Source organism: Phaeacidiphilus oryzae TH49, from assembly GCF_000744815.1.
Taxonomy (GTDB): Bacteria; Actinomycetota; Actinomycetes; order Streptomycetales; family Streptomycetaceae; genus Phaeacidiphilus; species Phaeacidiphilus oryzae.
Map to the genome: position 1 here is coordinate 4272107 of NZ_JQMQ01000005.1, position 24261 is coordinate 4296367.

Here is a 24261-nt window from a genome sequence, read left to right on the forward strand (position 1 = left end):
CGCGGCTACCGCGGGACGCGGCTACTGCGGGACGCGGCCCACCAGGACGAACTCGTTGTACTTGAAGGCCTTGCCGGTGGCCCGGGGGAACGGGAACGAGTAGGTGCGCTCCACCTCGATCCCCGCGCCGGCGGCGTGCGCGCGCAGCGCGGCGAAGTCGACGAAGCGGATGTGGGTGGGGTCGCTGGCGTAGCCGCTCTCCTGGGGGGTGATCAGCACCACCCGCCCGCCGGGGCGCACGCACGGCAGGTAGTCCTCGAAGAGCTCGGCCGCCGTCGGCTCGTCGATGTGCTCCAGCACATGGGCGCAGAGCAGCGCGTCGAAGCGGCCCTCGGTGGACTCCTCGCCGGCGAAGAACTCGTCCGGGGTGAACGCGGTGAGCCCGCGCTCCCGGCAGGCCGCCACCGAGGTGGGGTTGTGGTCGACGCCCACGCCCTGGCCGTCCAGGTGGGTGAGGTTGCGGCCGAGCCCGCAGCCGACGTCGAGCACCCGGCCGAGCCGCAGCGCGCGCAGATGGGTGCGGTAGGGGAGCTGGGTGGGCAGGAACCTGCGCAGCCCGGCCTGCTCCAGCGTGGCGAGCCGCTCGGTGTAGCTCTCGCCCGCCGTGCGCCCCCCGGCCTCGGCCGGGGTGCCGGTGGTCCTCTGGTTCGCCACGGCCTTGGTCCTCGTCTTCCGCCGACGGTTGGGTGCAAGGGGGGCGAAGGCCCCTTCTCCACCTTTTCCAGGCGCACCGGGCCAGGGCAACCAACGCGTCAAGGCGGTTTGACGGCTCTCTCGTGAGCGTACGGAAACCGTCCAGCTCGGAGGGGAGGCGCGCGGGCGGCGCGTGTGCGCCCGGACCACCGGGAAGGGGGAGCCGGCCGAGAGTCGTTCGGCGGGGCCGGGCGTGGGAGGGTTTGGCGCTCAGTGCCGACGGGGTACTCTCATCGGCCGCGATTGGTGCTTCGGGTGTCCCTTATGGCAGACTAGCGGGGTTGCTCGGTCGAGTGCCGATGCCGTGCGTCTCCCGTCGGGAGAACCGGAAGCGAGTCCCACAGTACTCGTCGCCCGTGATGGGCGGCCTTACGGCTGCCCCGCTCATGGGGGAAAGTACGGGAATCTTCTGGGAAGCATGCGCAGGGCGCCGATCCGGCTCCTTTTGTCGTTTGCGACGGGATTCCTCTTCGGGCTGCCCTGATGCGGAAGCCGTACGCGACACGCCCGACCGCGTGGGTCGGACACAACGGTGCAAGCCGTACGACGCCGGGAGCCGCCGCGTGCCTCACCCGGGGCGTCGCGGTCGTCAGAGCAGCGAAGACGACAGAAGGACTACGAAGTAGCCATGGCGGGACAGAAGATCCGCATCCGGCTCAAGGCCTACGACCACGAGGTCATCGACTCCTCGGCGAAGAAGATCGTCGAGACGGTGACCCGCACTGGTGCGCAGGTCGCGGGCCCGGTGCCGCTGCCCACTGAGAAGAACGTGTACTGCGTCATCCGCTCGCCGCACAAGTACAAGGACTCGCGCGAGCACTTCGAGATGCGTACCCACAAGCGGCTTATCGACATCCTCGACCCGACCCCCAAGACCGTTGACTCTCTGATGCGACTCGACCTGCCGGCCGGCGTCGACATCGAGATCAAGCTCTGAAGGGCGGGAGCGAGATGGCTAAGCAGTTGAAGGGCATCCTGGGCGAGAAGCTCGGCATGACCCAGGTCTGGGACGAGAACAACCGCGTCGTCCCGGTCACCGTCGTCAAGGCGGGCCCGAACGTCGTGACCCAGGTCCGCGCCGCGGACACCGACGGCTACGACGCCGTGCAGATCGGCTTCGGCGAGATCGACCCGCGCAAGGTGAACAAGCCCCTTCAGGGCCACTTCACCAAGGCCGGTGTCACCCCCCGCCGCCACCTGGTCGAGCTGCGCACCTCGGACGCCTCCGAGTACACCCTGGGCCAGGAGATCACCGCCGAGGTGTTCGAGGCCGGTGTCAAGGTCGACGTGACCGGCACCAGCAAGGGCAAGGGCACCGCCGGTGTCATGAAGCGCCACGGCTTCCGCGGTCTGGGCAGCTCGCACGGCACCCAGCGCAAGCACCGCTCCCCCGGTTCGATCGGTGGCTGCGCCACCCCGGGCCGCGTGTTCAAGGGCCTCCGCATGGCCGGCCGTATGGGCAACGAGCGCGTGTCCATCCAGAACCTGACCGTCCACGCCGTTGACGCGGACAAGGGCCTGCTGCTCATCAAGGGCGCCATCCCTGGTCCGAACGGCGGCCTCGTCCTGGTCCGCAGCGCGGCCAAGGGGGCCTGAAACCATGAGCACCATTAACGTCCTCTCGCCCGCGGGCGAGACCGTCGGCACCGTCGAGCTGCCGGCCGAGATCTTCGAGGCCAAGGTCAGCATTCCGCTGATCCACCAGGTCGTCGTGGCTCAGCTGGCCGCCGCTCGTCAGGGCACCCACAAGGCGAAGACCCGCGGCGAGGTCCGCGGTGGCGGCAAGAAGCCGTACCGCCAGAAGGGCACCGGCCGGGCTCGCCAGGGTTCGACCCGCGCGCCGCAGTTCGCCGGCGGTGGCACCGTGCACGGTCCCGTGCCGCGTGACTACTCGCAGCGGACGCCCAAGAAGATGATCAAGGCCGCCCTGCGTGGCGCCCTGACCGACCGCGCCCGCCACGAGCGGATCCACGTCGTCTCCGACGTGATCGCCGGCGACGCGCCGTCGACCAAGGCTGCCCGGACCCTCATCGGCAAGCTGACCGAGCGCCGCAACGTCCTGCTGGTCGTCGAGCGCGACGACGAGCTGGGCAAGCTCTCGGCCCGCAACCTGCCGGAGGTCCACATCCTGGAGGCCGGCCAGCTGAACACGTACGACGTGCTCGTCTCCGACGATGTGGTCTTCACCAAGGCCGCGTTCGAGCGCTTTGTGGCCGGCCCCGCCGAGTCCGGCAAGGCCGTCGCGTCCGAGGGCGAGCTCGAGGGGAGCGCCGCCTGATGAGCGAGCAGATCACGTCCAAGACCTTCAGCGACCCGCGCGACATCCTGGTCAAGCCGGTCGTCTCGGAGAAGAGCTACGCCCTGCTCGACGAGAACAAGTACACGTTCGTCGTCGCGCCGGGGGCCAACAAGACCCAGATCAAGCAGGCCGTCGAGGCGGTCTTCTCGGTCAAGGTCACCAACGTCAACACGATCAACCGGCAGGGGAAGCGCAAGCGCACCCGCACCGGCTTCGGTAAGCGCAAGGACACCAAGCGCGCGATCGTGACGCTGGCCGAGGGCAACACCATCGACATCTTCGGCGGTCCGGCCTCCTAACGGAGTCGGATCGTCCGGAACGGACGAGGACAGAAGAAGCCATGGGCATCCGCAAGTACAAGCCGACGACACCGGGCCGTCGTGGCGCCAGTGTCGCCGACTTCGTCGAGGTCACGCGGTCCACGCCGGAGAAGTCGCTGGTCCGCCCCCTGCACAGCAAGGGCGGTCGTAACAACTCCGGCCGTGTGACGGTTCGCCACCAGGGTGGCGGCCACAAGCGCGCCTACCGCGTGATCGACTTCCGTCGTCACGACAAGGACGGCGTGCCGGCCAAGGTCGCTCACATCGAGTACGACCCCAACCGCACCGCGCGCATCGCGCTGCTCCACTACCGGGACGGCGAGAAGCGCTACATCATCGCTCCGGCTCGGCTGGGCCAGGGTGACATCGTCGAGGCCGGCCCCGGCGCCGACATCAAGCCCGGCAACAACCTGCCGCTGCGCAACATCCCCGTGGGTACCGTCATCCACGCCGTGGAGCTGCGTCCCGGCGGCGGCGCCAAGCTGGCCCGCTCGGCCGGCAGCAGCATCCAGCTGCTCGCGAAGGAGGGCAAGATGGCCCACCTCCGCATGCCGTCCGGCGAGATCCGGCTGGTCGACGCCCGCTGCCGCGCCACCGTCGGCGAGGTCGGCAACGCCGAGCAGTCGAACATCAACTGGGGCAAGGCCGGCCGCATGCGCTGGAAGGGCGTCCGCCCGACCGTGCGTGGTGTGGTGATGAACCCGATCGACCACCCGCACGGTGGTGGTGAGGGTCGCACCTCCGGTGGTCGCCACCCGGTGTCCCCGTGGGGCAAGAAGGAAGGTCGCACCCGCAGGCCGAACAAGGCCAGCGACAAGCTGATCGTCCGCCGCCGCAAGACGAACAAGAAGCGCTAGGAGCGGGTGTAGATGCCGCGCAGTCTCAAGAAGGGGCCCTTCGTCGACGCCCACCTGATCAACAAGGTGGAGAAGCAGAACGAGGCCGGCACCCAGAACGTCATCAAGACCTGGTCCCGTCGCTCCATGATCGTTCCGGCGATGCTGGGGCACACCCTGGCGGTGCACGACGGCCGCAAGCACGTCCCGGTGTTCGTCACCGAGTCGATGGTCGGCCACAAGCTCGGCGAGTTCGCGCCGACCCGCACCTTCCGCGGCCATGAGAAGGACGACCGCAAGTCGCGTCGTCGCTGATCTGCGGTAGCGAAGACTGATGACTCAGACAGACACCATCAAGGGGACAACCATGGAAGCCAGGGCATCCGCGCGGTACATCCGCGTCACGCCCATGAAGGCCCGCCGCGTGGTGGACCTCATCCGTGGCATGAATGCCACGGAGGCCCAGGCGGTCCTGCGTTTCGCTCCGCAGGCCGCGAGCGTGCCGGTGGGCAAGGTGCTGGACAGCGCCATTGCCAACGCCGTGCACAACGAGAACCACAACAACGTGGAGTCGCTGTACGTCGCCGAGGCGTACGTCGACGAGGGCCCGACCCTGAAGCGGTTCCGGCCGCGCGCCCAGGGCCGCGCCTACCGGATCCGCAAGCGGACCAGCCACATCACCGTTGTGCTGGCGTCGAAGGAAGGGACCCGGTAATGGGCCAGAAGGTTAACCCGCACGGGTTCCGCCTCGGCATCACCACGGACTTCAAGTCCCGCTGGTACGCCGACAAGTCCTACAAGGACTACGTCAAGGAAGACGTCGCCATCCGCCGGATGATGACCAAGGGCATGGAGCGGGCCGGCATCTCCAAGGTGGAGATCGAGCGCACCCGCGACCGCGTCCGCGTCGACATCCACACCGCCCGGCCGGGCATCGTCATCGGCCGTCGCGGCGCGGAGGCCGACCGCATCCGCGGTGACCTGGAGAAGCTGACCAAGAAGCAGGTCCAGCTCAACATCCTCGAGGTCAAGAACCCGGAGCTGGACGCTCAGCTGGTCGCCCAGGGCGTCGCCGAGCAGCTGTCCTCCCGCGTCTCCTTCCGTCGCGCCATGCGCAAGAGCATGCAGTCGACGATGAAGGCCGGCGCCAAGGGCATCAAGATCCAGTGCTCCGGCCGTCTCGGCGGTGCCGAGATGAGCCGCTCGGAGTTCTACCGTGAGGGCCGCGTTCCGCTGCACACGCTGCGGGCCAACGTGGACTACGGCTTCTTCGAGGCCAAGACGACCTTCGGCCGGATCGGCGTGAAGGTCTGGATCTACAAGGGCGACGTCAAGTCCATCGCCGACGTGCGCGCCGAGAACGCCGCGGCCCGCGCGGGCAACCGCCCGTCGCGCGGTGGCGGCGGCAACGACCGCCCGCGTCGCGGCGGCGAGCGTGGCGGCCGCGGCCGCAAGCCGCAGGGGCAGCAGCAGGCTCCGGCCGAGGCCACCACGGCCCCCGCCGCCGCCGAGGCTGCCGCTCCGGCAGAGAACACCGGAACGGAGGCCTGACCTCATGCTGATCCCTCGCAGGGTCAAGCACCGCAAGCAGCACCACCCCAAGCGGCGTGGCATGGCGAAGGGCGGCACCGAGCTCGCGTTCGGTGAGTACGGCATCCAGGCCGTCACCCCGGCCTACGTGACGAACCGGCAGATCGAGGCAGCTCGTATCGCCATCACCCGTCACATCCGCCGTGGCGGCAAGGTGTGGATCAACATCTACCCCGACCGCCCGCTGACCAAGAAGCCGGCCGAGACCCGCATGGGTTCCGGTAAGGGCTCGCCGGAGTGGTGGGTCGCGAACGTGCACCCGGGACGGGTCATGTTCGAGCTTTCGTTCCCGAACGAGAAGGTCGCTAAGGAGGCGCTCACCCGCGCCGCCCACAAGCTTCCGATGAAGTGCCGGATCGTCCGGCGCGAGGCAGGTGAGAGCTGATGTCGGCCGGCACCAAGGCTGCTGACCTCCGCGGTCTGGCCGACGAGGAGCTCGTCGGCAAGCTGCGCGAGGCCAAGGAGGAGCTGTTCAACCTCCGCTTCCAGGCGGCGACCGGGCAGCTCGAGAACCACGGCCGGCTCAAGGCCGTCCGCAAGGACATCGCGCGGATCTACACCCTGATGCGCGAGCGCGAGCTGGGCATCGAGACGGTGGAGAACGCCTGATGACTGAGAACAAGACCGAAGAGACGCGCGGATTCCGCAAGACCCGTGAGGGTCTGGTCGTCAGCGACAAGATGGACAAGACCGTCGTCGTCGCCGTCGAGGACCGCGTCAAGCACTCGCTGTACGGCAAGGTCATCCGCCGTACCAGCAAGCTGAAGGCACACGACGAGCAGAACGCTTGCGGCGTCGGCGACCGCGTCCTCCTCATGGAGACCCGGCCGCTGTCCGCGACGAAGCGCTGGCGCATCGTCGAGATCCTCGAGAAGGCCAAGTAACGAACGGAGATTGGGCGCGGCCGTATGTGCCAACTAGTCGACACCAGGCATGAGTTGGTGAGCAGCGGCCGGCCCGGTCCCGATCGTTGACGATCAGGAGAAAGACGTGATCCAGCAGGAGTCGCGCCTGCGCGTCGCCGACAACACGGGTGCCAAGGAAATCCTCTGCATCCGCGTTCTCGGCGGCTCCGGCCGGCGTTACGCGGGTATCGGCGACACCATCGTCGCGACCGTGAAGGACGCCATCCCGGGCGGCAACGTGAAGAAGGGCGACGTCGTCAAGGCCGTCGTCGTGCGGACCGTGAAGGAGCGCCGTCGTCCGGACGGTTCCTACATCCGGTTCGACGAGAACGCTGCCGTCATTCTGAAGAACGACGGTGACCCCCGTGGTACCCGCATCTTCGGCCCGGTCGGCCGGGAGCTGCGCGAGAAGAAGTTCATGAAGATCATCTCGCTGGCGCCGGAGGTGCTCTAACCGATGGCAGGCATGAAGATCAAGAAGGGTGACCTGGTCCAGGTCATCACCGGCAAGGACAAGGGCAAGCAGGGCAAGGTCATCCAGGCCTTCCCCAAGGAGTCCAAGGTCCTGGTCGAGGGTGTCAACCGGGTCAAGAAGCACACCAAGGCCGGTCAGACCGCTCGTGGCGCGCAGACCGGTGGCATCGTGACCACCGAGGCGCCGGTCCACGTCAGCAACGTGCAGCTCGTCGTGGAGAAGGACGGCAAGAAGGTCGTCACCCGCGTCGGCTACCGCTTCGACGAGGACGGCAACAAGATCCGCGTTGCCAAGCGGACCGGTGAGGACATCTGATGACTGAGACTGCAGTCGAGAAGGTGGCGCCCCGCCTCAAGGAGCGCTACCGGAGCGAGATCAAGGGCAAGCTGCAGGACGAGTTCTCCTTCGAGAACGTCATGCAGATCCCCGGCCTGGTCAAGGTCGTGGTCAACATGGGTGTCGGCGAGGCCGCTCGCGACTCCAAGCTGATCGAGGGCGCGATCCGCGACCTCACCGCGATCACCGGCCAGAAGCCGGCCGTGACCAAGGCCCGCAAGTCCATCGCGCAGTTCAAGCTGCGCGAGGGGCAGCCGATCGGCTGCCACGTCACCCTGCGCGGTGACCGGATGTGGGAGTTCCTGGACCGCGTGGTCAGCCTCGCGCTGCCGCGTATCCGCGACTTCCGCGGTCTGTCCCCGAAGCAGTTCGACGGGCGTGGCAACTACACCTTCGGTCTGACCGAGCAGGTCATGTTCCACGAGATCGACCCCGACAAGGTCGACCGTCAGCGGGGCATGGACATCACCGTGGTCACCACCGCCCAGAACGACGACGAGGGCCGGGCGCTGCTGCGTCACCTCGGCTTCCCGTTCAAGGAGAACTGACGTGGCGAAGAAGGCTCTCATCGCAAAGGCGGAGCGCAAGCCGAAGTTCGGCGTCCGGGGCTACACCCGGTGCCAGCGCTGCGGCCGTCCGCACTCCGTGTACCGCAAGTTCGGCCTCTGCCGTGTGTGCCTCCGTGAGATGGCGCACCGCGGCGAGCTCCCGGGCGTGACCAAGAGCTCCTGGTAGAACTCGGGGCCCGATCCGGCCATTTTGGTGACTGAGCCATCAGTCACGTAAAGTGGCCGGGTCGGGCACCCGTCTGCCCGGACTTCATCTCTTACTACACCGCAGGTCCCTGCACGCCCAACGGGCGGCTAGCCACCGCACGTCTGCGCGCTTGTTGGAAACCACGGTGAGAGAGGCCAACGGCCATCATGACAATGACCGACCCGATCGCAGACATGCTGACGCGTCTGCGGAACGCGAACTCGGCGTACCACGATGTGGTGTCGATGCCGCACAGCAAGATCAAGACTCACATCGCGGAGATCCTCAAGCAGGAGGGTTACATCTCCGAGTGGAAGGTTGAGGAGCCCGGAGAGAACGAGGTCGGCAAGAAGCTGACCATCGACCTCAAGTTCGGCCCCAACCGTGAGCGCTCGATCGCTGGCATCAAGCGCATCTCCAAGCCGGGTCTGCGGGTCTACGCAAAGTCCACCAACCTGCCGAAGGTGCTCGGCGGCCTGGGCGTGGCGATCATCTCCACGTCCTCGGGTCTGCTCACCGGCCAGCAGGCCGCCAAGAAGGGCGTGGGCGGGGAAGTCCTCGCCTACGTCTGGTAATTCGGGAAACGGAGGTAAAGCCATGTCGCGTATTGGACGGCTGCCCATCCAGGTTCCCGCCGGCGTGGACGTCACCATCGATGGCCGTGCGGTCTCGGTGAAGGGCCCCAAGGGGTCCCTCTCCCACACCATCGCCGCGCCGATCGAGATCGCGAAGGACGAGGACGGCACCCTGCGTGTCACTCGCCCCAACGACGAGCGCCAGAACCGGGCCCTGCACGGTCTGACCCGCTCGCTGGTGGCCAACATGATCACCGGTGTGACCCAGGGTTACAGCAAGAACCTGGAGATCAGCGGTGTTGGTTACCGCGTCCAGGCGAAGGGCTCCAACCTGGAGTTCTCCCTCGGCTACAGCCACCCCATCCTGGTGGAGGCCCCCGAGGGCATCGCGTTCAAGGTCGAGTCCCCGACCAAGTTCTCGGTCGAGGGGATCGACAAGCAGCTGGTCGGCGAGATCGCTGCCAACATCCGCAAGCTGCGCAAGCCCGACCCGTACAAGGCCAAGGGCGTGAAGTACGCGGGCGAGGTCATCCGCCGCAAGGTCGGAAAGGCTGGTAAGTAAGCCATGGCAGTCGCTGTCAAGATCGGTAAGGGCAACGCGTACAAGCACACCGCCCGTAAGCGCCGGGCCGTGCGTGTCCGCAAGCGGGTCTCCGGTACCGCTGAGCGTCCGCGTCTGGTCGTCAACCGCTCGAACCGCCACATGGTGGCTCAGGTGATCGACGACATCAAGGGCCACACCCTGGCCTCCGCCTCCACCCTGGACGCTTCCGTCAAGGGCCAGGAGGGTGACAAGACCGAGCTGGCCAAGAAGGTCGGTGCGCTCGTGGCCGAGCGCGCCAAGGCCGCGGGGATCGAGAAGGTCGTCTTCGACCGAGCGGGCAACAAGTACGCCGGCCGCGTTGCGGCTCTGGCGGACGCCGCCCGCGAGGGTGGACTGGACTTCTGACGGTCCGTCGCAAGTCACGCGAAGTCAGCGGACGTAAACGAGAGAGGTAATTCCAATGGCTGGACCCCAGCGCCGCGGTAGCGGTGCCGGTGGCGGCGAGCGGCGGGACCGTAAGCGGGACGGTCGGGACGGCGGCGCTGCCGCTGAGAAGACCGCGTACGTCGAGCGCGTCGTCGCGATCAACCGCGTCGCCAAGGTTGTCAAGGGTGGTCGTCGTTTCAGCTTCACCGCGCTGGTCGTGGTGGGCGACGGTGACGGCACCGTGGGTGTCGGCTACGGCAAGGCCAAGGAGGTGCCGGCCGCCATCGCCAAGGGCGTTGAGGAGGCCAAGAAGCACTTCTTCAAGGTCCCCCGTATCCAGGGCACCATCCCTCACCCCATCCAGGGTGAGAAGGCCGCGGGCGTCGTGCTGCTGAAGCCGGCTTCCCCCGGTACCGGTGTCATCGCCGGTGGTCCGGTGCGCGCCGTCCTGGAGTGCGCCGGCGTTCACGACATCCTGTCGAAGTCCCTGGGCTCGGACAACGCCATCAACATCGTCCACGCGACGGTCGAGGCGCTCCGTGGCCTGCAGCGTCCGGAGGAGATCGCGGCCCGCCGCGGTCTGCCGCTGGAGGACGTGGCCCCCGCCGCTCTGCTGCGCGCCCGGGCCGCCGGGGTGGGTGCTGCCTGATGTCTCGCTTGAAGATCACGCAGACCAAGTCGTACATCGGCAGCAAGCAGAACCACCGCGCCACGCTGCAGACGCTCGGGCTGCGCAAGCTCGGCGCCACCGTGGTGAAGGAGGACCGCCCTGAGGTCCGCGGAATGGTGCAGACCGTCCGCCACCTCGTGACGGTCGAGGAGGTTGACTGATCATGGCGGAGAACAACCCGCTGAAGATCCACAACCTGCGGCCCGCCCCGGGCGCCAAGACCGCCAAGACCCGTGTGGGTCGTGGTGAGGCGTCCAAGGGTAAGACCGCCGGTCGTGGCACCAAGGGCACCAAGGCCCGCTACCAGGTTCCGGAGCGCTTCGAGGGTGGGCAGATGCCCCTCCACATGCGCCTCCCGAAGCTGAAGGGCTTCAAGAACCCGTTCCGCACCGAGTACCAGGTCGTGAACCTGGACAAGCTCGCGGAGCTGTACCCGCAGGGTGGCGAGGTCACCGTCGCCGACCTGGTCGCCAAGGGCGCTGTTCGCAAGAACAGCCTCGTCAAGGTGCTGGGCCAGGGCGAGGTCTCGGTCGCTCTCCAGGTCACGGTGGACGCCGCTTCGGCCTCCGCCAAGGAGAAGATCGCTGCCGCCGGCGGAAACGTCACCGAGCTGATCTGAACCGCGCGAGCGGGATGCAGTTCGAGCTAAAACGATCAGGGCCGTCCCTCTTGAGGGGGCGGCCCTGATCGTTTGCCGTGCAGAGCGGAACCCTGAGGCCGCCAAGCCTGTTAGAGTCCGTGGAGTCCACGTGTAGCTTGGGCCCCGTTTCGGTTGCGGTGAGCCTGACCGCTCAGGACTACCTGACTATTTGACGAACCGTCATTCCCGCCGTCAAGGCGGGAGCCGCAGGAGGCAGCACCGTGCTCACCGCGTTCGCCCGGGCGTTCAAGACGCCCGACCTGCGCAAGAAGCTGCTGTTCACACTGGCCATCATGGCGCTCTTCCGCCTCGGGGCGCACATCCCGGTGCCTGGTGTGAGCTTCCAGAACGTCCAGGAGTGCGTGAAGGAGTCGCACACCAGCGGCCTCTTCGGCCTGGTCAACCTGTTCAGCGGGAACGCGCTGCTGCAGCTCACCATCTTCGCGCTGGGGATCATGCCGTACATCACGGCGAGCATCATCCTCCAGCTGCTGACCGTGGTGATCCCGCGGCTGGACGCCCTGAAGAAGGAGGGGCAGGCCGGGACGGCGAAGATCACGCAGTACACCCGGTACCTGACGATCGCGCTGGCGATCCTCCAGGCGACCGGCATCGTGGCCACCGCGTCCAGCGGCACCCTCTTCTCCGGCTGCACCGTCGGCTCGCAGATCATCCCGGACACCTCGGTGTTCCGGATCGCCGTCATGGTCATCACCATGACCGCGGGCACCACGGTCATCATGTGGCTGGGCGAGCTGATCACCGACCGGGGCATCGGCAACGGGATGTCCATCCTGATCTTCACCTCGGTCGCGGCCGGTTTCCCCAGCGCGCTGTGGCAGATCAAGCAGACCGGCAAGATCGGCGGTGGCTGGGTCCCCTTCATCCTGGTCATCGCGATGGGCCTGTGCATGGTCGGCCTGGTCGTCTTCGTCGAGCAGGCGCAGCGCCGGGTCCCCGTGCAGTACGCGAAGCGGATGATCGGGCGGCGGGCGTACGGCGGGACCTCGACCTACATCCCGCTGAAGGTCAACCAGGCCGGTGTGATCCCGGTCATCTTCGCCTCGTCGCTGCTCTACATCCCGGCGCTGATCGTCCAGCTGAGCGGAAGCCACTCCTCGTGGGCCAACTGGATCGACACCAATCTGGTCAAGAGCGACAAGCCGACCTACATGGTCGTGTACTTCCTGCTGATCGTTTTCTTCGCGTTCTTCTACGTGGCCATCTCCTTCAACCCCGAAGAAGTTGCCGACAACATGAAGAAGTATGGTGGCTTCATCCCGGGCATCCGGGCCGGCCGCCCGACGGCTGAATACCTCAACTACGTGTTGACGCGGATCACATGGCCCGGGTCGCTCTACTTGGGCATCATCGCCTTGATCCCGCTGATCGCGCTCGGGGTCTTCAATGTCTCGCAGAACTTCCCGTTCGGCGGCACCAGCATCCTGATCGTTGTCGGTGTCGGCCTCGAGACTGTGAAGCAGATCGAGAGCCAGCTTCAGCAGCGCAACTACGAAGGGTTCCTCCGCTGATGCGAATCGTCCTCGTCGGGCCGCCAGGGGCAGGGAAGGGGACGCAGGCGCACCTGCTGGCCAAGTCCCTGGGCATCCCGCACGTGTCCACCGGCGACCTCTTCCGGGCCAACATCAGCCAGGGCACGCCGCTGGGCGTCCAGGCGAAGAGCTTCATGGACGCGGGCAAGCTGGTACCCGACGAGGTCACCATCGGGATGGCGAAGGACCGGATCGCCCAGGACGACTGCGCGGGCGGGTTCCTGCTGGACGGGTTCCCGCGGAACCTGGTCCAGGCCGAGGCGCTGGACGGGATCCTCAAGGAGTGGGGCGTCGCGCTGGACGCGGTGCTGGACCTCGAGGTCCCCGAGGACGAGATCGTGAAGCGGATCGCGGGGCGCCGGCTGTGCCGTCGCAACGGAGCGCACGTCTTCCACGTGGACTACAACCCGCCGAAGACGGAGGGCGTCTGCGACGAGTGCGGCGGGGAGCTGTACCAGCGCTCCGACGACACGGAGGAGGCGGTGCGGGTGCGGCTCGACGTCTACCACAACGAGACCGAGCCGATCATCGCGTACTACGGGGAGCAGGGGCTGGTCTCGACGATTTCGGCGCTGGGGCCGGTGGAAGAGGTCACGCAGCGGCTGCTGGCCGCGCTGGGGCGCGCGTAACGCTTTTGCGGGGCGCCGCTCGCTCCGGGCTTCACGCCCGGGGCGGGCGGCGCCTTTTTCTTCTGCCCCGGCCCCGCCTGGCTGCCCCGCAAAGTTGCGCAGCAACTTCAGGGGCGCGGGGAACTGCGCGCCTAGGCGCGAACGGCGCCGCAGCCGGCAACGGCCATTGGGTTGCAACCGAGACTCCGCTGCCGGCTGCGGCGCCGTTCGCGGCTGGCCGCGCAGTTCCCCGCGCCCCTTATTTGGCCCTTCGGGCCTGCGCTCGGGGCGCGTCGGCTGGTCGCGCCCGCGCGGCGGAGCCGCAGAGTGTTGCGGTCCCGCGCCCCTTACTTGGCCCTCCGGGCCTGCGTTCGGGCCGCGTCGGCTGGTCGCGCCCGCGCGGCGGAGCCGCAGAGTGTTGCGGTCCCGCGCCCCTTACTTGGCCCTTCGGGCCTGCGCTCGGGGCGCGTCGGCTGGTCGCGCCCGCGCGGCGGAGCCGCAGAGTGTTGCGGTCCCGCGCGCCTTACTTGGCCCTTCGGGCCTGCGCTCGCGCCTGCGGTGCTGCGTTCGGGGCGCTGTACCGTAGGGACGGTACTTGTGGATGGCGGCTGGGAGCGGAAGTCGATGGTTGAGATCAAGACGCCTGAGCAGATCGTGAAGATGCGGGAGGCGGGGCTGGTCGTCGCCGCGATTCACGACGCGCTGCGGGCCGCGGTGGAGCCGGGGATCACCACCGGTGAGCTGGACGCGATCTCGGCGAAGGTCCTGCGCGACCACGGCGCCAAGTCGAACTTCCTGGGCTACGGCGGCTTCCCGGCGACCATCTGCGCGTCGATCAACGACGTGGTCGTCCACGGCATCCCCGGCGACCAGAAGCTCCAGGACGGCGACATCATCTCGCTGGACTGCGGAGCGATCGTGGACGGCTGGCACGGCGACGCCGCCTTCACCGCGTTCGTGGGCTCGGGGCACGCCCCGGAGCTGCTGGAGCTCAGCCGCGTCTGCGAGGAGTCGATGTGGGCCGGCATCGCGGCGGTGAAGAAGGGCAACCGGCTGGTGGACATCAGCCGGGCGGTCGAGTCGTACACCCGCCGGCAGCCGCTTCCGCCCAGCGGGAAGTACGGGATCGTCGAGGACTACGGCGGCCACGGCATCGGCACGGCCATGCACATGGATCCGCACCTGCTGAACTACGTGGACCGGCGGCGCGGGCGCGGGCCGAAGCTGGTGCCGGGGTTCTGCATCGCCATCGAGCCGATGCTGAGCCTGGGGACGCCGAAGACCCACGTCCTGGCGGACGAGTGGACGGTCAAGACCGATGACGGCACCTGGTCCGCCCACTGGGAGCACTCGGTCGCGCTGACCGAGGAAGGCCCCTTGGTGCTCACCGCCCCCGACGGCGGCCGGGCCAAGCTGGCCGAGATGGGGATCACGGCCGCGCCGGACCCCCTGGCCTGATCCCTGGCCTGATCCCTGCCTGATCCGATTTCGTTATCGCTTCCGGCATGTCGTAGACTGTCGCGTCGGCTCTCTACCAGCTTCTCTCGGCATGTCCCGGGAGGTTCCGGGCTTAGCGGCCCCTGGAGGGAGTCGGAATCGGTAGCCGAACCCGGGAAGGCACGCGCTCAGGACATGCCCAAGAAGCAAGGGGCCATCGAAATCGAGGGCACCGTGATCGAGTCTCTGCCGAACGCCATGTTCAAGGTGGAGCTCCAGAACGGGCACAAGGTCCTCGCGCACATCAGCGGCAAGATGCGGATGCACTACATCCGCATCCTCCCGGACGACCGGGTCGTCGTCGAGCTCAGCCCGTACGACCTGACCCGTGGCCGGATCGTCTACCGGTACAAGTGACAAGAGCAGCAGATCTCGCGTCGTCGACGGCCGCACCCTTCCCGGTGCGGCCCTCTCACGGCGCGCCTGACCCGGAGAACCTGAACTCATGAAGGTCAAGCCGAGCGTCAAGAAGATCTGCGACAAGTGCAAGGTGATCCGCCGTAACGGCCGGGTCATGGTGATCTGCGACAACCTGCGCCACAAGCAGCGCCAGGGCTGACCACCTCCCCTGTACGGGTCGTACTTTCTTCGCGCGACGCGGATACAACACAAGACGGGATGCCCGGTTCCGGTCGACGGTGAACATCGCCGTACGGAATCGCCACCCCCGGTCGGAGGCCGGGGACCTGACGGACCATCGAGGATTCGTCGGGTGAGGCATCGCGTGAGACCTCCGGAAAAGCAACAGGAGCCAATCCATGGCACGCCTCGCAGGCGTTGATCTCCCCCGCGAGAAGCGGATCGAGATCGCCCTCACCTACGTCTACGGCATCGGCCGGACCCTCTCGCAGAAGGCGCTCGCGGAGACCGGGGTCAACCCCGACGTCCGCGTCCGCGACATCAGCGAGGACGACCTGGTCAAGCTGCGCGACTACGTCGACGCCAACTTCAAGGTCGAGGGTGACCTCCGCCGTGAGGTCGCCGCTGACATCCGCCGCAAGGTCGAGATCGGCTGCTACGCCGGTCTCCGCCACCGTCGTGGCCTGCCGGTGCACGGTCAGCGCACCCACACGAACGCCCGCACCCGCAAGGGCCCGCGTCGCGCGATCGCCGGCAAGAAGAAGCCGGGCAAGAAGTAGTCCGCCCACCCGTAACGGAACCGGACTTTCCTCCGGCCCGCTGGGCTAGCGGACCGACCACCTCGTCAGGAGAACAGACTTATGCCTCCCAAGGGCCGTCAGGCTGCGGGCGCCAAGAAGGTGCGCCGCAAGGAGAAGAAGAACGTCGCGCACGGCCACGCGCACATCAAGAGCACGTTCAACAACACGATCGTCTCGATCACCGACCCGACCGGGAACGTGATCTCCTGGGCCTCCGCCGGCCACGTCGGCTTCAAGGGCTCCCGCAAGTCCACCCCGTTCGCGGCGCAGATGGCGGCCGAGGCCGCCGCGCGTCGTGCGCAGGAGCACGGCATGCGGAAGGTCGACGTCTTCGTGAAGGGTCCCGGCTCCGGCCGTGAGACCGCGATCCGTTCCCTGCAGGCCACCGGCCTGGAGGTCGGGTCCATCCAGGACGTCACCCCCACCCCCCACAACGGCTGCCGCCCGCCGAAGCGCCGCCGCGTCTGACGCGCCGGCCGCTTCGATAGCGGTTTCGTGCGGCCCCCACCCCGGTGGGGGCCGTACCCTTGGTTTGTCGGCGTCATATAGCGGTCGCCGAAGACAACAGGAGGAACACCTCACATGCTGATCGCTCAGCGTCCCTCGCTGACCGAAGAGGTCGTGGACGAATTCCGGTCCCGGTTCGTGATCGAGCCGCTGGAGCCGGGCTTCGGCTACACCCTCGGCAACTCTCTCCGTCGCACCCTGCTCTCGTCGATCCCCGGCGCTGCTGTCACCAGCATCCGGATCGACGGCGTCCTGCACGAGTTCTCCACCGTGCCGGGCGTCAAGGAGGACGTGACCGACCTCATCCTCAACATCAAGCAGCTGGTCGTCTCCTCGGAGCACGACGAGCCGGTCGTGATGTACCTGCGCAAGCAGGGTCCGGGTGTGGTCACCGCAGCCGACATCGCGCCCCCGGCCGGTGTCGAGGTGCACAACCCCGAGCTGGTCCTGGCCACGCTGAACGGCAAGGGCAAGCTGGAGATGGAGCTGACCGTCGAGCGCGGTCGCGGCTACGTCTCCGCCGTGCAGAACAAGCAGTCGGGTCAGGAGATCGGGCGCATCCCGGTCGACTCGATCTACTCGCCGGTTCTCAAGGTCACCTACAAGGTCGAGGCCACCCGTGTCGAGCAGCGCACGGACTTCGACAAGCTGATCGTGGACGTCGAGACCAAGCCGGCCATGCGGCCGCGGGATGCCATGGCGTCCGCGGGCAAGACGCTGGTCGAGCTCTTCGGTCTGGCGCGCGAGCTCAACGTCGACGCCGAGGGCATCGACATGGGCCCGTCGCCGACGGACGCCGCCCTGGCGGCCGACCTGGCGCTCCCGATCGAGGAGCTGGAGCTGACCGTCCGCTCCTACAACTGCCTCAAGCGCGAGGGCATCCACACCGTGGGTGAGCTCGTGGCCCGCTCGGAGGCGGACCTGCTCGACATCCGCAACTTCGGTGCGAAGTCGATCGACGAGGTCAAGGCGAAGCTGGCCGGCATGGGCCTGGCCCTCAAGGACAGTCCGCCCGGATTCGACCCGACCGCCGCCGCCGACGCCTTCGGCGCCGACGACGAGGACACCGGGTACGCGGAGACCGAGCAGTACTGAGAACACATCGTCCCGTCGGCGTCCCCGCCGGCGTGATGCCGTAAGTCGTACGGCGTGCGCGGACCGCGTGCGCCGTACGCCCTGGCCCCGGTACCTGATACGGCCGGGGGCAGGAGAGATGAGGAGAAGATCCCCATGCCCCGTCCCACCAAGGGTGCGCGTCTCGGCGGTAGCCCGGCGCACGAGCGTCTGCTGCTCGCGAACCTGGCCACCGCGCTCTTCGAGCACGGCCGCATCACCACCACCGAGGCCAAGGCCCGCCGCCTGCGCCCGGTGGCGGAGAAGCTGATCACCAAGGCGAAGAAGGGCGACCTCCACAACCGTCGCCTGGTGCGCAAGACCGTGACCAACGTCGCGGTGCTGCACACCCTCTTCACCGAGATCGCTCCGCGGTACGAGAACCGCCCGGGCGGCTACACCCGCATCACCAAGATCGGTCCCCGTCGTGGCGACAACGCCCCGATGGCCGTGATCGAGCTGGTCGAGGCGCTGACGGTGCAGCAGACCGCGGTCGGCGAGGCCGAGGCCGCCGCCAAGCGGGCCGTCAAGGAGGCCGACGCCAAGGCCGAGGAGCCGCAGGACGCCGCTCCGGCCGACGAGGCCAAGGACGCCTGAGAACGGCGTCGCTGACGAGGCGGGCCCGTTCCTTCCGAAAGGAGGGGGCGGGCCCGTCCCGTTCCGTGGGAGAGGTCGAGGGGTCAGGGTTGATGGTGACTGAGGAAAGGCCGGGCGAGGGCCTGGTGCGGGTGCGGCTCGACCTCGCCTACGAGGGGACGGAGTTCTCCGGCTGGGCGCGGCAGCCGGGGCGGCGGACCGTGCAGGGGGAGCTGGAGTCCGCCATCCCCACGGTGCTGCGGATGCACGGCGAGACGGTGGAGCTCACGGTCGCCGGGCGGACCGACGCGGGCGTCCACGCGCGGGGGCAGGTCGCGCATGTGGACCTGCCGCTGGAGGTCTTCGAGGCCTGCGGGGAGGAGCGGCTGCTGCGGCGGCTGGCCGGGCGGCTGCCCTGGGACGTGCGGGTCTGGCGGGTGTCCCGGGCGGCGGCCGGCTTCGACGCCCGGTTCTCGGCGGTCTGGCGGCGGTACGCGTACCGGGTGTGCGACCAGGAGGCCGGCGTCGATCCGCTGATGCGCCGTCATGTGCTGTGGCACGACCGGCCGTTGGACGTGGACCGGATGAACGAGGCGGCCTCCGCGCTGCGCGGGGAGCACGACTTCGCGGCGTACTGCAAGCGCCGGGAGGGGGCCACCACGATCCGCGAGCTGCTGGATCTCCGCTGGGAGCGGGAGGCCTCGACCGGGTTCGCGGTGGCCGCCGTCCGGGCCGACGCGTTCTGCCACAACATGGTGCGGGCGCTGGTGGGGGCGATGCTCGCGGTCGGGGGCGGGCAGCGGGAGGTGTCGTTCCCGGGCGAGGTGCTGGCCGCGGGGGTGCGGGACTCCCGGGTCCATGTGGTGCGCCCGCACGGGCTGACCCTGGAGGAGGTCGGGTACCCGGCGGACTCCGCGCTGGCGCTGCGCGCGGCCGAGGCGCGCCGGGTGCGCAGCCTGTCCCTCCAGCCCTAGCCCCGCCCCCCTGCGGCCGAGCCCCGCGCCTCGGCGGCTGCGCGGGCCCTGGCGGCGAGGTCGTCGAAGACCAGGGTCGCGGCGGAGTCCCCGGCGTTCAGGGCCTCCTTGTCGGTGGCGGGGACGGGCTTGCCGGTGGTGTAGCCGGCGACGGTGAAGTACGCGTACCGGCCGAGGGCGTTGACCGTCATCCGGCAGGTGACCGCCTTGCAGAAGGGCGGGGTGCCCTTGGCGTACAGCGGGTCCACGTTCCCGGCCCGGGCGTTCCGCTTGGCCAGGGCCGCCTGGCCGCTGTCGCCGAAGACGGCGACGCCGACGGTGACCGCGGTGCTGCCGGACCGGTAGGTGGCGCGGTAGACGGCCTTGCAGGACTGCGCCTTGAGGTCGGCAGCGAGCGCCGGGGAGACCGCGGAGGCGCAGTTCGGGGTGGCGTTCGCGGCGATCCGGGTCCACGGGGTGTGCGGGATGACCGCGGGGAAGAAGACCTTCTCGCTGAGCGGGGCGGTGTCCTTGGCCGCCGTGGAGAGGTAGACCAGCGGGTCCACCGCCGCCGGGGACGGCTGCGGCGAGGGCGCGGCGGTGTTCGCGGCCTCGGCGGAGGAGGCCGGGGAGGGCGGCCCGGCGGCGGCCCTGTCGTGGTGGGTTCCCCCGCCGCGGGTCAGACCGACGCCCGCGGCTATGCCGCCGCCGATGACGACCACCGCGACGGTGAGGGTCACGGCCAGCCGGCGTCCGCGGCGTCCGCGCCGGCGGCCGGGAGCCGGCCGGGCGGGGGTGGTGGCGGCTGCTGCGGTGGCGGAGGCCGGGGCGGTCGCGCCCGGCGCATCGGCGGACGGCTGCGGCTGCGGCTGGGACTGCGGCTGCGGCTCTCCCTCCGACGGCCGGGGGTTCTCCTCGGGGGCGCCGGGGCGGATGGCGTACGGCGCGGCGGCCGGGGCCTGCCCCCCGGGCTGCGCCTGGGATTGCGGCCGCGCCTGCCGGTTGTTCACCGCGGCCCACTCCTCGGCCGTAGGCGGCCGGGAGGGCTGCACGGCGGCGGGGGGCTGCTGCTCGGGGCTGCCGGGGCGGATGCTGTACGCCGGCGCCTCCGGCTGCTGCGGCGCCGGCAGCGCCGCCCGCGCCGACCGTCCGGGGCGCTGGACGGCGATCCGCTCGGACGGCGGGTTCTGGCGGTTGAACCGCGTCGGTATCCGGCCGCGGGACCGCCCGGCTCCTGCCGGGTCGCGCCGCGGCAGCGGGGCTTCGCCTTCCGCACCTGCCCGTTTGCTCATGGATCGGCATACTAGATGACTCCCCGCACTCGGCCCTCGCGCGAGTCGCCGGTCAACTCCCTTGGGGCTGCGGCTTGGTGACGTCTTTGTGCGATCCCCGTGCTCGGGTTGCGAAAATCCGGTGGCCGGGGTCCGGCCCCGAGCGGAGAATCCCCGGTCATGGGTCATGTCGAGCTCGCACATCTGGATTACTACCTTCCGGACGGCAGCCCGCTCTTCTCGGACGTGTCCTTCCGGGCCGGCGAGGGGGTCGTGGTCGCCCTGGTGGGCGCCGCCGGGGCGGGCAGGACCACGCTGCTGCGGCTGATGGCCGGTGAGCTGAGACCGCACTCCGGAACGGTGTCGGTGAGCGGAGGGCTGGGCGTCCTCCCGCGGTTCGCCGGGCCGATCGGCGAGGCCAAGGGGGACGGCGGCCCCTCCGTGCGGGACCTGCTGGCCGGCCTGGCCCCCGCGCGGATCCGGGCCGCGGCCCGCGCCGTGGACGAGGCCGAGCTGGCCATGATGGCCCAGGACGACGCCCCCGCCCGCAGCTCCTACGCCCAGGCGCTGTCCGCCTGGCGGGAGGCCGGCGGCTACGCGTACGAGGCGCTCTGGGACGTCTGTACGAAGGCGGTCCTCGGCGTCCCCCTGGAGCGGGCGCAGTGGCGGGCCGTCCGCACCCTCTCCGGCGGGGAGCGGCAGCGGCTGCTGCTGGAGGCGCTGCTGCGCGGCCCCGACGAGGTCCTGCTGCTGGACGAGCCGGACGCCTTCCTCGACCCGCCGGGCAGGCGCCGGCTGGCGGAGCGGCTGCGGGAGACCGCGAAGACGGTGGTCTTCGCCGCCCGCGACCCGGAGCTGGCGAGCGGCGCGGCGGACCGGGTGGTGGAGGTCGATCCGGGCCCCTCGGGGAGCCGGGTCCACCCCGCCGCGGGGTGAGGGGGCGGGGCGGTCCGGTGGGCTTTTTTGACCTGTTCGGGGCCGCACCGGTATTCTGCGAGTTCGTTGTGCGTATTGGCTAGCTCCATCTCACGTGAGAGGTCGGTACGCCGGTCCACCGGGCCGATGACCAGCGTCGCTCCCCTGATTGCGTCCAGGGGTCCGCCATGGCTGATCGTGATCGTCCTGGGTGGCCCTGTCAGTCAGGACACTCACTGAAAAGCGAAGGCTACGACCGTGCGTACGTACAGCCCCAAGCCCGGCGACGTTCAGCGCCAGTGGCATGTGATCGACGCGACCGACGTCGTGCTGGGCCGCCTGGCAACCCAGGCCGCCACCCTGCTGCGGGGTAAGCACAAGCCGGTATACGCGCCCCACATCGACACCGGTGACTTCGTCATCATCATCAACGCCGACAAGGTGCACCTCTCCGGCAACAAGCGCGAGCAGAAGATGGCCTACCGCCACTCGGGCTACCCGGGCGGTCTGAAGTCCATCTCCTACGGCGACCTCCTGGAGAAGGACGCCCGGAAGGCGATCGAGAAGTCCGTTCGGGGCATGCTCCCGAAGAACTCCCTCGGGCGTCAGATGCTCTCCAAGCTCAAGGTCTACGCGGGCGACCAGCACCCGCACGGCGCCCAGCAGCCGGTGCCGTTCGAGATCACCCAGGTTCAGCAGTAGTCCGCGGTAGAGACGTCAGAGTCAGAGAGAGCAGCGAGGAACATCGTGGCTGAGACCACCCCTGAGACCCCTCTCGAGGTCGAGGAGACCTTCGAGGTCGAGGAGACCGAGTACACCAGCGAGTCGCTGGCCTCTCGCTTCGGCGAGGCGGTCCCCGGTACCGGCCTGGGTCGGCGCAAGCAGGCCATCGCCCGCGTCCGGCTGGTGCCCGGCACCGGCCAGTGGAAGATCAACGGCCGCACCCTGGACGGGTTCTTCCCGAACAAGGTGCACCAGCAGATCGTCAACGAGCCGCTCAAGGTTCTTGAGCTGGACGGCCGTTACGACGTCGTCGCCCGGATCAACGGCGGCGGCACCTCCGGCCAGGCCTACGCCCTGCGCCTGGGCGTCGCCCGCGCGCTGAACGAGGCGGACGCGGACAACAACCGTCCGACCCTGAAGAAGGCCGGCTTCCTGACCCGGGACGCCCGCGCCGTCGAGCGCAAGAAGGCCGGTCTGAAGAAGGCCCGCAAGGCGCCGCAGTACAGCAAGCGCTAAGTCCGGCCTTTTCGCCCCGCAGCCCGCGGTTGCGGGAGCAGGCATCCAGACGCCCCGGGGGCACCATCCGTGCCCCCGGGGCGTTCTGTTGCTTCGTCACTTCTGGTGACTGCGGCCCTACCTGAACGGTGGACGGTTCGGGACGGCAGACGAGTGCAACCCAGCGTCTGTCGGATTGTCATATCAGTTGTCCGGGAAACATCCCGCGCATAACGGCAGCGCAGGGGGAGGGTCCGGACGCGAGGGGGACGACGCCGCACGGCACGGCGACGAGCCACGGAGGATTGACCAGTGGGACGACTGTTTGGAACGGACGGCGTGCGGGGCGTCGCCAACGTGGACCTCACCGCCGAGCTGGCGATGGGGCTCTCCGTCGCTGCGGCGCACGTGCTGGGGGACGCCGGCGCGTTTGAGGGCCACCGGCCGGTGGCCGTGGTCGGCCGCGATCCGCGTGCCTCGGGCGAGTTCCTCGAGGCGGCGGTGATCGCCGGGCTGGCCTCCTCCGGCGTCGACGTGGTGCGGGTGGGGGTGCTGCCCACGCCGGCCACCGCCTTCCTGACCGGCGAGCTGAACGCCGACTTCGGGGTGATGCTCTCGGCCAGCCACAACGCCATGCCGGACAACGGCATCAAGTTCTTCGCCCGCGGCGGGCAGAAGCTGCCGGACGACGTCGAGGACGCCATCGAGCGGTCGTACCACCAGTACCGGGCCGGGGAGGGCGAGCACTGGGCTCGGCCCACCGGCGCCGAGGTCGGCCGGGTCCGCGACTACGACGAGGGCTTCGACCGCTACGTCCAGCACCTCGTCTCGGCGCTGCCGAACCGGCTGGACGGACTGAAGGTCGTCATCGACGGGGCGCACGGCGCCGCCGCGCGGGTCTCGCCGGAGGCGTTCACCCGGGCCGGGGCCGAGGTGGTCGCCACCATCGGCGCCGAACCGGACGGGCTGAACATCAACGACGGCGTCGGCTCCACCCACATCGACCGGCTGCGGGAGGCCGTCGTCGCGGCCGGGGCCGACCTCGGCTTCGCCCACGACGGGGACGCGGACCGCTGCCTGGCCGTGGACGCGGCCGGCGAGCTGGTGGACGGGGACCAGATCCTGGCGGTGCTGGCCATCGCCATGCGGGAGGCCGGCACGCTGCGGAACAACGCGGTCGTCGGGACCGTGATGTCCAACCTCGGCTTCAAGCTGGCGATGCGTCGCGAGGGCATCGACCTGGTGCAGACCGCGGTCGGGGACCGCTATGTGCTGGAGTCGATGAAGGAGAACGGCTACGCGCTGGGCGGGGAGCAGTCCGGGCACGTGATCCTCCTCGACCACGCGACCACCGGCGACGGCACCCTCACCGGGCTGATGCTGGCCGCCCGGGTCGCGGCGACCAAGCAGCCGCTGGCCGAGCTGGCCACCTGCATGGAGCGGCTGCCGCAGGTGCTGCTGAACGTGAAGGGCGTGGCCAAGGACCGGGCCGGCTCCGACGAGGGCGTGCGGAAGGCCGTCGCCGAGGCCGAGGCGGAGCTGGGGGAGACCGGGCGGGTGCTGCTGCGTCCCTCCGGGACCGAGCCGGTCGTCCGGGTGATGGTCGAGGCGGCGGACGTCGCCGCGGCGGAGTCGGTCGCCGAACGCCTGGCGGGCTGCGTCCGCGAACGCCTGGCCATCTGAGGCAGTTACCGCCCCCCAGGGGAGCGCCGCAGGCGCCGGCAAGGGGGCGGGGAACTGCGCGGCCCGCCGCGAACGGCGCCGCATTCGGCGACGCGGTCCGGGGCGTACCCGCTGGCCGCTGCCGAGTGCGGCGCCGTTGCGC

Annotated in this window: 36 protein-coding genes and 1 pseudogene; 35 read left to right on the forward strand and 2 right to left on the reverse strand. The window is 69.3% G+C overall.

What is annotated here, in order from left to right; genetic code table 11:
- Window positions 1-21 precede the first annotated feature (21 nt).
- Window positions 22-654 (reverse strand): class I SAM-dependent methyltransferase, encoded by a 633-nt coding sequence (locus tag BS73_RS22730; RefSeq protein ID WP_051940295.1) that lies wholly within the window; start codon window positions 652-654, stop codon window positions 22-24.
- Between the two features lie 667 nt (window positions 655-1321).
- On the opposite strand from BS73_RS22730, the gene rpsJ reads away from it, so the two are divergent.
- The 31 genes from rpsJ to truA all read left to right on the forward strand — a co-directional run bounded on the left by rpsJ (window position 1322) and on the right by truA (window position 19053).
- Entirely contained in the window at window positions 1322-1630 is a 309-nt protein-coding gene (gene rpsJ, locus BS73_RS22735) for a 30S ribosomal protein S10 (RefSeq protein WP_020549238.1), read from the forward strand.
- Between the two features lie 14 nt (window positions 1631-1644).
- Window positions 1645-2289 (forward strand): 50S ribosomal protein L3, encoded by a 645-nt coding sequence (gene rplC, locus BS73_RS22740; RefSeq protein ID WP_037575315.1) that lies wholly within the window; start codon window positions 1645-1647, stop codon window positions 2287-2289.
- A gap of 4 nt (window positions 2290-2293) precedes the next feature.
- Window positions 2294-2971 carry a 50S ribosomal protein L4 gene (rplD, locus tag BS73_RS22745; protein WP_037575318.1) on the forward strand — a complete coding sequence of 226 codons (678 nt, stop codon included), beginning with the start codon at window positions 2294-2296 and terminating at the stop codon, window positions 2969-2971.
- A complete protein-coding gene (rplW, locus tag BS73_RS22750; protein ID WP_037575319.1) occupies window positions 2971-3291 on the forward strand; it encodes a 50S ribosomal protein L23 in 321 nt (106 codons plus the stop codon). Before rplD ends, rplW begins: the two co-directional genes overlap by 1 nt.
- A gap of 41 nt (window positions 3292-3332) precedes the next feature.
- The gene (gene rplB, locus BS73_RS22755) at window positions 3333-4169 is read left to right on the forward strand and encodes a 50S ribosomal protein L2 (RefSeq protein WP_037575323.1); all 837 of its coding nucleotides are present in this window, start codon (window positions 3333-3335) and stop codon (window positions 4167-4169) included.
- A 12-nt stretch (window positions 4170-4181) separates the two neighbouring features.
- Window positions 4182-4463: a 30S ribosomal protein S19 gene (gene rpsS / locus BS73_RS22760; protein ID WP_037575326.1), complete on the forward strand. Its 282-nt coding sequence runs from the start codon at window positions 4182-4184 to the stop codon at window positions 4461-4463.
- Window positions 4464-4515: 52 nt separating this feature from the next.
- Entirely contained in the window at window positions 4516-4863 is a 348-nt protein-coding gene (rplV, locus tag BS73_RS22765) for a 50S ribosomal protein L22 (RefSeq protein ID WP_037580686.1), read from the forward strand.
- Window positions 4863-5699 carry a 30S ribosomal protein S3 gene (gene rpsC, locus BS73_RS22770; protein ID WP_037575329.1) on the forward strand — a complete coding sequence of 279 codons (837 nt, stop codon included), beginning with the start codon at window positions 4863-4865 and terminating at the stop codon, window positions 5697-5699. The genes rplV and rpsC overlap by 1 nt, the downstream gene beginning before the upstream one ends.
- Window positions 5700-5703: 4 nt before the next feature.
- Window positions 5704-6123 carry a 50S ribosomal protein L16 gene (gene rplP / locus BS73_RS22775; protein WP_037575331.1) on the forward strand — a complete coding sequence of 140 codons (420 nt, stop codon included), beginning with the start codon at window positions 5704-5706 and terminating at the stop codon, window positions 6121-6123.
- A complete protein-coding gene (rpmC, locus tag BS73_RS22780) occupies window positions 6123-6347 on the forward strand; it encodes a 50S ribosomal protein L29 (protein WP_037575334.1) in 225 nt (74 codons plus the stop codon). The genes rplP and rpmC overlap by 1 nt, the downstream gene beginning before the upstream one ends.
- Window positions 6347-6622, forward strand: coding sequence for a 30S ribosomal protein S17 (rpsQ, locus tag BS73_RS22785; protein ID WP_037575336.1), 276 nt, complete (start codon window positions 6347-6349; stop codon window positions 6620-6622). The genes rpmC and rpsQ overlap by 1 nt, the downstream gene beginning before the upstream one ends.
- A gap of 106 nt (window positions 6623-6728) precedes the next feature.
- Entirely contained in the window at window positions 6729-7097 is a 369-nt protein-coding gene (rplN, locus tag BS73_RS22790; RefSeq protein WP_037575338.1) for a 50S ribosomal protein L14, read from the forward strand.
- A 12-nt stretch (window positions 7098-7109) separates the two neighbouring features.
- A complete protein-coding gene (rplX, locus tag BS73_RS22795) occupies window positions 7110-7433 on the forward strand; it encodes a 50S ribosomal protein L24 (protein ID WP_037575341.1) in 324 nt (107 codons plus the stop codon).
- The gene (rplE, locus tag BS73_RS22800) at window positions 7433-8002 is read left to right on the forward strand and encodes a 50S ribosomal protein L5 (RefSeq protein ID WP_037575344.1); all 570 of its coding nucleotides are present in this window, start codon (window positions 7433-7435) and stop codon (window positions 8000-8002) included. The genes rplX and rplE overlap by 1 nt, the downstream gene beginning before the upstream one ends.
- A gap of 1 nt (window position 8003) precedes the next feature.
- On the forward strand, window positions 8004-8189 hold the full coding sequence (locus BS73_RS22805; RefSeq protein ID WP_037575347.1) for a type Z 30S ribosomal protein S14: 186 nt from the start codon (window positions 8004-8006) through the stop codon (window positions 8187-8189).
- A 188-nt stretch (window positions 8190-8377) separates the two neighbouring features.
- Window positions 8378-8785: a 30S ribosomal protein S8 gene (rpsH, locus tag BS73_RS22810; RefSeq protein ID WP_037575349.1), complete on the forward strand. Its 408-nt coding sequence runs from the start codon at window positions 8378-8380 to the stop codon at window positions 8783-8785.
- A 22-nt stretch (window positions 8786-8807) separates the two neighbouring features.
- Window positions 8808-9347, forward strand: coding sequence for a 50S ribosomal protein L6 (gene rplF, locus BS73_RS22815; RefSeq protein WP_037575352.1), 540 nt, complete (start codon window positions 8808-8810; stop codon window positions 9345-9347).
- Window positions 9348-9350: 3 nt separating this feature from the next.
- Window positions 9351-9734, forward strand: coding sequence for a 50S ribosomal protein L18 (gene rplR / locus BS73_RS22820; RefSeq protein ID WP_037575355.1), 384 nt, complete (start codon window positions 9351-9353; stop codon window positions 9732-9734).
- 55 nt (window positions 9735-9789) lie between these two features.
- Window positions 9790-10404, forward strand: coding sequence for a 30S ribosomal protein S5 (gene rpsE, locus BS73_RS22825; protein ID WP_037575357.1), 615 nt, complete (start codon window positions 9790-9792; stop codon window positions 10402-10404).
- Window positions 10404-10586, forward strand: coding sequence for a 50S ribosomal protein L30 (gene rpmD, locus BS73_RS22830; protein WP_037575360.1), 183 nt, complete (start codon window positions 10404-10406; stop codon window positions 10584-10586). Before rpsE ends, rpmD begins: the two co-directional genes overlap by 1 nt.
- A 2-nt stretch (window positions 10587-10588) precedes the next feature.
- Window positions 10589-11044: a 50S ribosomal protein L15 gene (rplO, locus tag BS73_RS22835; protein WP_037575363.1), complete on the forward strand. Its 456-nt coding sequence runs from the start codon at window positions 10589-10591 to the stop codon at window positions 11042-11044.
- A 242-nt stretch (window positions 11045-11286) separates the two neighbouring features.
- The gene (gene secY, locus BS73_RS22840; RefSeq protein ID WP_037575366.1) at window positions 11287-12597 is read left to right on the forward strand and encodes a preprotein translocase subunit SecY; all 1311 of its coding nucleotides are present in this window, start codon (window positions 11287-11289) and stop codon (window positions 12595-12597) included.
- Window positions 12597-13247, forward strand: a complete 651-nt coding sequence (locus BS73_RS22845; RefSeq protein ID WP_037575370.1) for an adenylate kinase — start codon at window positions 12597-12599, stop codon at window positions 13245-13247. The genes secY and BS73_RS22845 overlap by 1 nt, the downstream gene beginning before the upstream one ends.
- Before the next feature lie 603 nt (window positions 13248-13850).
- Window positions 13851-14684: a type I methionyl aminopeptidase gene (map, locus tag BS73_RS22850; protein ID WP_037580688.1), complete on the forward strand. Its 834-nt coding sequence runs from the start codon at window positions 13851-13853 to the stop codon at window positions 14682-14684.
- Window positions 14685-14858: 174 nt separating this feature from the next.
- Window positions 14859-15080 (forward strand): translation initiation factor IF-1, encoded by a 222-nt coding sequence (infA, locus tag BS73_RS22855; RefSeq protein WP_014144336.1) that lies wholly within the window; start codon window positions 14859-14861, stop codon window positions 15078-15080.
- An 88-nt stretch (window positions 15081-15168) separates the two neighbouring features.
- The gene (rpmJ, locus tag BS73_RS22860) at window positions 15169-15282 is read left to right on the forward strand and encodes a 50S ribosomal protein L36 (RefSeq protein ID WP_030903823.1); all 114 of its coding nucleotides are present in this window, start codon (window positions 15169-15171) and stop codon (window positions 15280-15282) included.
- A gap of 199 nt (window positions 15283-15481) precedes the next feature.
- Window positions 15482-15862: a 30S ribosomal protein S13 gene (gene rpsM / locus BS73_RS22865; protein WP_037575381.1), complete on the forward strand. Its 381-nt coding sequence runs from the start codon at window positions 15482-15484 to the stop codon at window positions 15860-15862.
- Window positions 15863-15943: 81 nt separating this feature from the next.
- Window positions 15944-16351 (forward strand): 30S ribosomal protein S11, encoded by a 408-nt coding sequence (gene rpsK / locus BS73_RS22870; protein ID WP_037575384.1) that lies wholly within the window; start codon window positions 15944-15946, stop codon window positions 16349-16351.
- Between the two features lie 114 nt (window positions 16352-16465).
- On the forward strand, window positions 16466-17485 hold the full coding sequence (locus BS73_RS22875) for a DNA-directed RNA polymerase subunit alpha (protein ID WP_037575387.1): 1020 nt from the start codon (window positions 16466-16468) through the stop codon (window positions 17483-17485).
- Window positions 17486-17620: 135 nt separating this feature from the next.
- Window positions 17621-18100, forward strand: a complete 480-nt coding sequence (rplQ, locus tag BS73_RS22880) for a 50S ribosomal protein L17 (protein WP_037575390.1) — start codon at window positions 17621-17623, stop codon at window positions 18098-18100.
- 92 nt (window positions 18101-18192) lie between these two features.
- Complete coding sequence (gene truA / locus BS73_RS22885; RefSeq protein ID WP_037575393.1) at window positions 18193-19053, forward strand: tRNA pseudouridine(38-40) synthase TruA; 861 nt, start codon at window positions 18193-18195, stop codon at window positions 19051-19053.
- On the opposite strand, the gene BS73_RS34945 is transcribed toward truA, so the two are convergent.
- A complete protein-coding gene (locus BS73_RS34945) occupies window positions 19050-20324 on the reverse strand; it encodes a hypothetical protein (RefSeq protein ID WP_051940297.1) in 1275 nt (424 codons plus the stop codon). The two genes, truA and BS73_RS34945, sit on opposite strands and share 4 nt — an antisense overlap.
- 159 nt (window positions 20325-20483) lie before the next feature.
- Here BS73_RS34945 and BS73_RS22895 point away from each other — a divergent pair.
- The 4 genes and pseudogenes from BS73_RS22895 to glmM all read left to right on the forward strand — a co-directional run.
- Window positions 20484-21221 (forward strand): annotated as a pseudogene (locus BS73_RS22895) (ATP-binding cassette domain-containing protein); the annotation flags it as partial.
- A 255-nt stretch (window positions 21222-21476) separates the two neighbouring features.
- On the forward strand, window positions 21477-21920 hold the full coding sequence (gene rplM / locus BS73_RS22900) for a 50S ribosomal protein L13 (protein ID WP_037575396.1): 444 nt from the start codon (window positions 21477-21479) through the stop codon (window positions 21918-21920).
- A 45-nt stretch (window positions 21921-21965) separates the two neighbouring features.
- Window positions 21966-22457: a 30S ribosomal protein S9 gene (rpsI, locus tag BS73_RS22905; RefSeq protein WP_037575398.1), complete on the forward strand. Its 492-nt coding sequence runs from the start codon at window positions 21966-21968 to the stop codon at window positions 22455-22457.
- A gap of 291 nt (window positions 22458-22748) precedes the next feature.
- The gene (gene glmM, locus BS73_RS22910) at window positions 22749-24119 is read left to right on the forward strand and encodes a phosphoglucosamine mutase (RefSeq protein ID WP_037575401.1); all 1371 of its coding nucleotides are present in this window, start codon (window positions 22749-22751) and stop codon (window positions 24117-24119) included.
- The last annotated feature ends 142 nt before the right edge of the window (window positions 24120-24261 follow it).

Coding starts and splice junctions, on each gene's coding strand:
- rplW (WP_037575319.1), top strand. CDS start 2,971: ATGAGCGAGCAGATCACGTCCAAGACCTTCAGCGACCCGCGCGACATC.
- truA (WP_037575393.1), top strand. CDS start 18,193: ATGGTGACTGAGGAAAGGCCGGGCGAGGGCCTGGTGCGGGTGCGGCTC.
- rpsQ (WP_037575336.1), top strand. CDS start 6,347: ATGACTGAGAACAAGACCGAAGAGACGCGCGGATTCCGCAAGACCCGT.
- map (WP_037580688.1), top strand. CDS start 13,851: ATGGTTGAGATCAAGACGCCTGAGCAGATCGTGAAGATGCGGGAGGCG.
- rpsM (WP_037575381.1), top strand. CDS start 15,482: ATGGCACGCCTCGCAGGCGTTGATCTCCCCCGCGAGAAGCGGATCGAG.
- BS73_RS34945 (WP_051940297.1), bottom strand. CDS start 20,324: ATGAGCAAACGGGCAGGTGCGGAAGGCGAAGCCCCGCTGCCGCGGCGC.
- rplE (WP_037575344.1), top strand. CDS start 7,433: ATGACTGAGACTGCAGTCGAGAAGGTGGCGCCCCGCCTCAAGGAGCGC.
- rplD (WP_037575318.1), top strand. CDS start 2,294: ATGAGCACCATTAACGTCCTCTCGCCCGCGGGCGAGACCGTCGGCACC.
- rplR (WP_037575355.1), top strand. CDS start 9,351: ATGGCAGTCGCTGTCAAGATCGGTAAGGGCAACGCGTACAAGCACACC.
- rplC (WP_037575315.1), top strand. CDS start 1,645: ATGGCTAAGCAGTTGAAGGGCATCCTGGGCGAGAAGCTCGGCATGACC.
- rplB (WP_037575323.1), top strand. CDS start 3,333: ATGGGCATCCGCAAGTACAAGCCGACGACACCGGGCCGTCGTGGCGCC.
- rplX (WP_037575341.1), top strand. CDS start 7,110: ATGAAGATCAAGAAGGGTGACCTGGTCCAGGTCATCACCGGCAAGGAC.
- rpsH (WP_037575349.1), top strand. CDS start 8,378: ATGACAATGACCGACCCGATCGCAGACATGCTGACGCGTCTGCGGAAC.
- rpmD (WP_037575360.1), top strand. CDS start 10,404: ATGTCTCGCTTGAAGATCACGCAGACCAAGTCGTACATCGGCAGCAAG.
- rpmC (WP_037575334.1), top strand. CDS start 6,123: ATGTCGGCCGGCACCAAGGCTGCTGACCTCCGCGGTCTGGCCGACGAG.
- BS73_RS22875 (WP_037575387.1), top strand. CDS start 16,466: ATGCTGATCGCTCAGCGTCCCTCGCTGACCGAAGAGGTCGTGGACGAA.
- rplQ (WP_037575390.1), top strand. CDS start 17,621: ATGCCCCGTCCCACCAAGGGTGCGCGTCTCGGCGGTAGCCCGGCGCAC.
- rpsK (WP_037575384.1), top strand. CDS start 15,944: ATGCCTCCCAAGGGCCGTCAGGCTGCGGGCGCCAAGAAGGTGCGCCGC.
- rpsC (WP_037575329.1), top strand. CDS start 4,863: ATGGGCCAGAAGGTTAACCCGCACGGGTTCCGCCTCGGCATCACCACG.
- rpsE (WP_037575357.1), top strand. CDS start 9,790: ATGGCTGGACCCCAGCGCCGCGGTAGCGGTGCCGGTGGCGGCGAGCGG.
- BS73_RS22845 (WP_037575370.1), top strand. CDS start 12,597: ATGCGAATCGTCCTCGTCGGGCCGCCAGGGGCAGGGAAGGGGACGCAG.
- rplO (WP_037575363.1), top strand. CDS start 10,589: ATGGCGGAGAACAACCCGCTGAAGATCCACAACCTGCGGCCCGCCCCG.
- rpmJ (WP_030903823.1), top strand. CDS start 15,169: ATGAAGGTCAAGCCGAGCGTCAAGAAGATCTGCGACAAGTGCAAGGTG.
- rplV (WP_037580686.1), top strand. CDS start 4,516: ATGGAAGCCAGGGCATCCGCGCGGTACATCCGCGTCACGCCCATGAAG.
- rplF (WP_037575352.1), top strand. CDS start 8,808: ATGTCGCGTATTGGACGGCTGCCCATCCAGGTTCCCGCCGGCGTGGAC.
- infA (WP_014144336.1), top strand. CDS start 14,859: ATGCCCAAGAAGCAAGGGGCCATCGAAATCGAGGGCACCGTGATCGAG.
- rpsS (WP_037575326.1), top strand. CDS start 4,182: ATGCCGCGCAGTCTCAAGAAGGGGCCCTTCGTCGACGCCCACCTGATC.
- rpsJ (WP_020549238.1), top strand. CDS start 1,322: ATGGCGGGACAGAAGATCCGCATCCGGCTCAAGGCCTACGACCACGAG.
- rplP (WP_037575331.1), top strand. CDS start 5,704: ATGCTGATCCCTCGCAGGGTCAAGCACCGCAAGCAGCACCACCCCAAG.